The following is a 6119-nucleotide window of genomic DNA, read 5'->3' on the forward strand; positions in this document are numbered from 1 at the left end:
TAACAACCACCCAACACGCTTACAGCCACAAGGCCAAACCCCCAACATAAACAACGCGTTTAGTTCCTATAGCCCACCCATGCCGAAGCCAAGATTAGGACACCCCGACAAACTCCGTTACGGCATCAAGGGATAATCTTCGCCAATCACTGTCGGCAATCTATAGAACCCACACCTCGATCAAATCTTTAACCTCGACTAACCAGCATTGTTTTTATCTCCCACCTAACAGGATAGAGCTCGCTCAGACTCCCATTCTTCATTGTGAATCATGCTTGCCACAACCTTTGTGCCGACAAACCTCCAAGGGCCTTACAATTATTCTGATTAAAAATGTCGCAGTCTATCTGCAAACAGATTCATGGGCTCATCGCAACGACTCTGGAGGCATGCACAACAATGACCAGAACTGAAAAGGGCGCACTGGGCGCACTTACTGGGCTGTCCTTGGGAGATGCGCTGGGCATGCCCACGCAGAGCATGAGTCCAGCAGCCATCCATGAGGCCTACGGCAGGGTTGACACCCTTCGTGATGCTATTGCGGATCAGCCGATCGCTCCAGGTATGCCTGCGGGATCTGTGACCGATGACACCGAGCAGGCACTGATTGTCGCAGAGCTGATCATCGAGGGCAGAGGACACATCGATCCCAAAGAGTTCGCTAAGCGCCTTCTGGCCTGGGAGGACGGCATGAAGTCACGCGGATCACTGGACCTGCTCGGGCCATCCACCAAGCTGGCCCTGGAACAGGTTCGCCATGGCGCGGACATCATGGCAACAGGAAGGACCGGCACCACCAATGGGGCGGCCATGCGAGTCGCCCCGGTAGGGATAGCCAACAGGCCCGAAGACACCAGACGGCTGGCCAATCGCATCTACGAGTCCTGCCAGGTCACCCACGACACGGTCGCAGGCTTTCAAAGCGCAGCGCTGATCGCTACGACAGTCAGTCTGGGACTTGAGGGAATGACCGTTCGCCGGGCGTTGCAGGAGTCCCTGCGCCTGGTGCCCGCCATGGAGACCTCAGGGGCTTGGACCCCCAAGGCATCGGTTCCCGCACGGGCCCGCCAGGCAATACGGCTGTCTGAGGAATTCAGTGATGAGGGCGACTTCGAACGCCACCTGATTGAAAACTGCGGTACCTCGGTCGAATCCAATGAGTCTGTGGCAGCCGCCTTCGCCCTGGCCTGGAGGTTTGCCGACGACCCCCAATCGGCTCTGTTCGCCGCAGTCAACCTTGGTGGCGATACGGACACCATCGCTGCAATGACCGGCGCGAGTGCAGGTCCCGAGGCCTTTGACCCCACACTCTGTTCCCTGGTGGCTTCGGTATCTCACCTCGACCTGCAGAAAACCGCCCGTGGCCTGATTGCCCTAAGGTAGTAAAGCGCAAACCGACAAGACTGATTCCGTCAGGAACACAACAATGTAGAATCCAGTCACCCCCCCCCCAAGATTACGGGGACCCCACAGACCAGGCCAACTGCCCGAACAGCTGATCCATCGCTACATTCAGTACAACGTGAGTCAAAGGAGACAATCCATGTCAACTGCGCCAAAAGAGGGCACCATCCTCTCCAGGGTGGAGCAAAGGGGCATCGAGCCCGTGCCCGAGGACCAGAGGAACGGATCGCCCGGCCAGCTCTTCTGGGTCTGGTTCGCCGCCAACATCTCAATCCTGGGGATCCCTCTGGGAGCTACTCTGATTGCCCAGGGCCTCAACCTCTGGCAGGCCGTGCTCGCCACGACCATCGGGGCCTTCGGATCCTTCGCCCTGGTCGGCATCATCTCCATAGCCGGCAGAAGGGGCGGTGCCCCCACGCTGACCCTGTCCAGGGCCATTTTCGGCGTCAGAGGCAATGCAGGCCCCACCCTGGTGGCCCTGCTGTCCAGACTGGGCTGGGAGACGGTGAACACGATGACCGGCGCCTTTGCACTGCTCTCCCTGATTGCCATCATCTTCGGCACCTCGGCCGATGCCAGGCGCTCCCCCTTCCTGACCTTCGTCTGAATTGCCGTCTTCGTGGCCCTGACCGTGGTGGTCTCGGCCGCCGGTCACGCCTTCATTCTCACCGTGCAGAAGTGGGCCACCTGGATATTCGGCGCCCTCACCCTCCTGGTGGCCATCTATCTGGCCACGACCGTCGACTGGTCCTCCTTCATCGGCAATGCCCCCGGATCAGCCAGCGCCTTCCTTATCGGTGTCGGCACCATAGCCGCGGGGACGGGCATCGGCTGGGTCAACTCCGGCGCAGACATGGCCCGCTACCAGAAGACCTCGGTGAAATCCAGCTCTCTGGTCCTGACTGCAGCGGCCGGCGCCGGCATTCCACTGGTGGTCGTCATCGGCCTGGGGTCGGTCCTTACAGCTGGCAACTCCACCATTGCCTCCGCCGCCGATCCGGTCGCCGCGGTTCGAAGCGCCCTACCCGCCTGGGTCTCCATCCCCTATCTGATTGCCGCATTCGCCGGGCTGCTCATGTCCAACAACCTTTCCGTATATTCTGCCGGCCTGACCACCATCACCCTGGGCATCAGAATCCCCCGCGTCTATGCGGTCGTGGTCGACGTGGTGGTGACCACCTGCGGAGCCCTGTACTTCACGCTGGGTTCCGACGGGTTCTACGGCCCCTTCGTCACTTTCATCTCCCTGCTGGCAGTGCCTCTGAGCACCTGGGCAGGCATCTTCCTGTCAGACATGATCTTCCGCAAGCGCTACGATTCCGACGGCCTTCTGAACCTTCGAGCCGACTCCCCCTACTGGTACTGGCACGGCGTCAACCTCCCAGCCATCATCAGCTGGCTGGTCGGAATAGTCGTCGGCTTCCTGTTCGTGACGGCCCAGGTCTCCAAGGACGAGGTCTGGTTCTCGGGACCGCTGGCCGACAGCTTCCTGGGCAGGAACGGCCTGGCATGGCTGGTTTCCCTCCTGCTGGGAGGAATTCTCTACGCCATTCTGCACCTCCTCTCCAAGGATTCCATGGCGGTGAGGAGCAGTGGCGATGACTGAGCCAAGGATCCTCCATCTCGGTCAGGTGGTGGTTGACCTGAGCATGGACATCGACCATCTACCGGAGCGCGGAGGGGATATTTTCGCCAGGCGAAGCGCCATAAACGTCGGCGGCGGGTACAACGTGATTCGCGCAGCCAGGCAGATGGGGGCGCCGATAGCCTATATGGGGGCGATCGGCACAGGTCCGATGGCGGACATGGCCCGTGGAGCCCTTGCAGCCCTACAGGTCCCCGCCCAGGGGCCTGTGCTGGATGACTGTGATACCGGCTATTCAGTGGCCATGATCGAGCCCTCGGGAGAACGCACCTTCGTATCAGCAAGGGGCGCGGAGACCCGTGTACCGGAGGGCACCTACGAAGGCATGGACCTAGTTCCCGGCGATGTGATCTACCTGAGCGGGTATTCCTTCTGCCACAAGGACAACACCCGGAGCCTGGTCGGATTCGCACACTTGCACCAGGGCGAAGGGTTCCCTGTGCTCTTCGACCTGGGACCCATGGTGGCCGATATTGCACTGGATGTGCTTGATGCTGTCAACGGACTGCATCCGATTTGGTCGCTGAATGAACGCGAGGGACCAATCCTGGCTCAGCGTCTGGGATGCCAACCCGAAACCGGCGACACAACCGGGCTGGAATCCGTCTGCCGTTCGCTCTCGCTGAAACTGGACAGTCCGGTGGTTCTCAGGGCCGGCGCCCGTGGTGCCTGGTACTGCCAACCCAAGGATGCAAGGCAGAGCCGATACATTCCGACCCCACAGGTCCATGCCATAGACACCAACGGTGCCGGCGATGCCCACTCGGGCGTCCTCTGTGCGGGCATATTCCAAGGTCTGCCCATCGAAGAGGCGCTGACACTGGCCAACTCCGCAGGGGCCCTTTCCACTACGCAGCCAGGTCCAGCCACATGCCCAGATGAACAAGCCATACGAAAGGCCGCTGCCTCCCTGCAGGAGTGACCAATGCAAACCAAGCTAAATACAGGCGACCGCCGACTGCATGCCGACGGTCGCCTGGCATCTCGAAGAGGGATCAGAGCAAGAGAATTCAGATCTGCTTGCCCAGCTGATCGGCTGCACGCAGCGCGTGAGCCACATCGGTAGGAGTCACCTCAAAGGGCATGTTGCCCATGGTCTCGTCAGGACCGCAGGCATGCTCGCCGACCTTGAGCAGATCCTCCTCGCTGGCCTGGCCGATGCCGATCTGTTCCAGGGAGGTGGGCAGACCCACGCTCCGGAAGAAGTCGTAGACCTGGCGGGTCTCCTCCAGGGGCCGATCCTCAAGGACCAGCTGGGCCAGGGTGCCGAAGGCCACCTTCTCGCCGTGCAGCATGGAGTGGGTACCCTCCAGGGCGGTCATTCCGTCATGAATGGCGTGGGCTGCAGCCAGGCCGGAGCTCTCGAAGCCCAGACCGCTCAGCAGTGTGTTGGCCTCGATGATCTTCTCCAGGGCGGCTGTGCGCACACCGGCCTTGACGGCGGCCACGGCCTTGACGCCATCCTCCAGCAGGGTGTCGCGGCAGAGACGGGCCAGGGCGAAGGCGGCCATGGTGGCGTGTCCTCCGGTCATGGTCACGGCGTTCGACTGCACGCAGGCGGCCGCCTCATAGTATGTGGCGAAGGCATCGCCCAGCCCTGATACCAGGAAGCGCACCGGTGCCTTGGCGATGACGTCGGTATCCATAAGGACCACGTTGGGGTTGGCAGGCAGTGGAAGATAACGGTCGAAGACACCCTCAGGCGTGTAGAGCACGGACAGCCTGGAGCAGGGCGCATCCGAGGAGGCCGCCGTGGGCACAATCATGACAGGCAGGTGGGCGAAGTGGGCCACGGCCTTGGCAGTATCCAGGGTCTTGCCGCCGCCGATGCCGATCACCGCGTCGCTGCCGCCCAAATGGGCACGATGACGGTCGATCTCCTCCATGGAGCACTCGCCGCCGAATTCCATCAGTTCGTAGGGGATCCCATCGTGCTCAAAGGATGCGACAATGTCGTCGTGGTAGAGCCCGTCGATGACCGGATCGACGATCAGATGGGCACCCTTGGCGCCCAGAGCCGCGTATTCTCCAGCCAGCTTTCCCATGGCGCCCTCCTGCTGGACATAGGAGCCTGGAGAGCACAGAACCTTGCGCATATACACACCTTTCTCATTGCTGATCCCGCCTTCGGGACCAGATCCTTGGGGACGGGCCTCTTGGACCGCCCGAAAGTGACCCTAGTCACATTACATGGTGGGATGGGTGTGCCGCGCCGACCGACAGGTCAGTTACGAGGAGATGGACTGGTCGTGCTCGTCGGTGACGACTGTGGCGTAGGAGCCGTGCTTGAGGGACTTGGCGTGGAGCTGGTCGCGTCGGCAGACGGCGAAGGCGAGCTCGTGGGGTTCCCTCCCTGCGGTTGACTCTGCCCGGATCCCTGTTCGCTGCCTTGGTTCTGATTCGAGCCAGAGGGCTGGTTCTGAGGGGCACTCGGGGTTGTCTGATATTCAGGCTCCTCTGTGCGCCGCGCTGGCTTGGAGGGGGTCTCCTCCTCGCTGGGGGTTACCGTCTGGCTGGTCGGCGGGCTGACCACGTTGCGAACCACCTTGTCGGTGCCTTCGCCCTTGGTCAGGGCATTGATGGCCAGGGCGGAAAGCAGTACGGCCACCAGGGCGCTGACCACGGAGACGATGATGACGTTGCGACGGCGCTGATCCAGCTTCTTCTTGCTGGTTGCCGTCACGGAGGCCGGATGGGTCCGTGGACCATTGCTGGACGAAACGGTCCTGCCGGTCTTGGCTGCCGACTTTTCGTCACCGACAGGGGGCATGACCTGGGTGGACCCATCCACCGGGGCCATGACCTGGGTGGATCCGTCGGCAGTATCGCTGGAATCGTCAGAACGACCCTTACCCTGAGCCGGCAAGGTGGTGGTCTTTTCACCGGCGTCCGAATCGGTATTCGAGTCAGTTTTGGAGTCGTCATCGTCCTGGCCAGCACCGCCGACCACGGACTCCTGCAGCTTCTGGCCAGAGGCTTCCAAAACATTCTTGTAGATCTGCGAGGCCACGGCAGAGACGATGGAACCGATGGCTACGCCGATGATGGATCCCGCCACGCCGATCTTGGC

At 61.6% G+C, this 6119-nt stretch carries 4 protein-coding genes and 1 pseudogene; 3 read left to right on the forward strand and 2 right to left on the reverse strand.

Annotation, left to right across the window (positions count from 1 at the left end):
• The first annotated feature begins 399 nt into the window (after positions 1 to 399).
• The 3 genes and pseudogenes from AC0AP0_RS07755 (at position 400) to AC0AP0_RS07765 (ending at position 3971) form a co-directional block, all read left to right on the forward strand.
• Positions 400 to 1383 carry an ADP-ribosylglycohydrolase family protein gene (locus AC0AP0_RS07755; RefSeq protein WP_490430047.1) on the forward strand — a complete coding sequence of 328 codons (984 nt, stop codon included), beginning with the start codon at positions 400 to 402 and terminating at the stop codon, positions 1381 to 1383.
• A 160-nt stretch (positions 1384 to 1543) separates the two neighbouring features.
• A pseudogene (locus tag AC0AP0_RS07760) lies at positions 1544 to 3010 on the forward strand (purine-cytosine permease family protein).
• Entirely contained in the window at positions 3003 to 3971 is a 969-nt protein-coding gene (locus tag AC0AP0_RS07765) for a PfkB family carbohydrate kinase (RefSeq protein WP_490430048.1), read from the forward strand. Before AC0AP0_RS07760 ends, AC0AP0_RS07765 begins: the two are co-directional and overlap by 8 nt.
• 88 nt (positions 3972 to 4059) lie before the next feature.
• On the opposite strand, the gene AC0AP0_RS07770 is transcribed toward AC0AP0_RS07765, so the two are convergent.
• On the reverse strand, positions 4060 to 5145 hold the full coding sequence (locus AC0AP0_RS07770) for a glycerol dehydrogenase (RefSeq protein ID WP_198206517.1): 1086 nt from the start codon (positions 5143 to 5145) through the stop codon (positions 4060 to 4062).
• Positions 5146 to 5273: 128 nt separating this feature from the next.
• On the reverse strand, positions 5274 to 6119 hold an 846-nt coding region (locus AC0AP0_RS07775), incomplete at its 5' end, for a hypothetical protein (RefSeq protein WP_490430049.1).

The sequence above is a fragment of the Bifidobacterium sp. POST2/T3 (B1) genome (assembly GCF_058197115.1).

What these genes read in the sequence shown, in the direction of transcription:
- AC0AP0_RS07755 (WP_490430047.1), top strand. Translation starts at nt 400, where the DNA reads ATGACCAGAACTGAAAAGGGCGCACTGGGCGCACTTACTGGGCTGTCC.
- AC0AP0_RS07765 (WP_490430048.1), top strand. Translation starts at nt 3,003, where the DNA reads ATGACTGAGCCAAGGATCCTCCATCTCGGTCAGGTGGTGGTTGACCTG.
- AC0AP0_RS07770 (WP_198206517.1), bottom strand. Translation starts at nt 5,145, where the DNA reads ATGCGCAAGGTTCTGTGCTCTCCAGGCTCCTATGTCCAGCAGGAGGGC.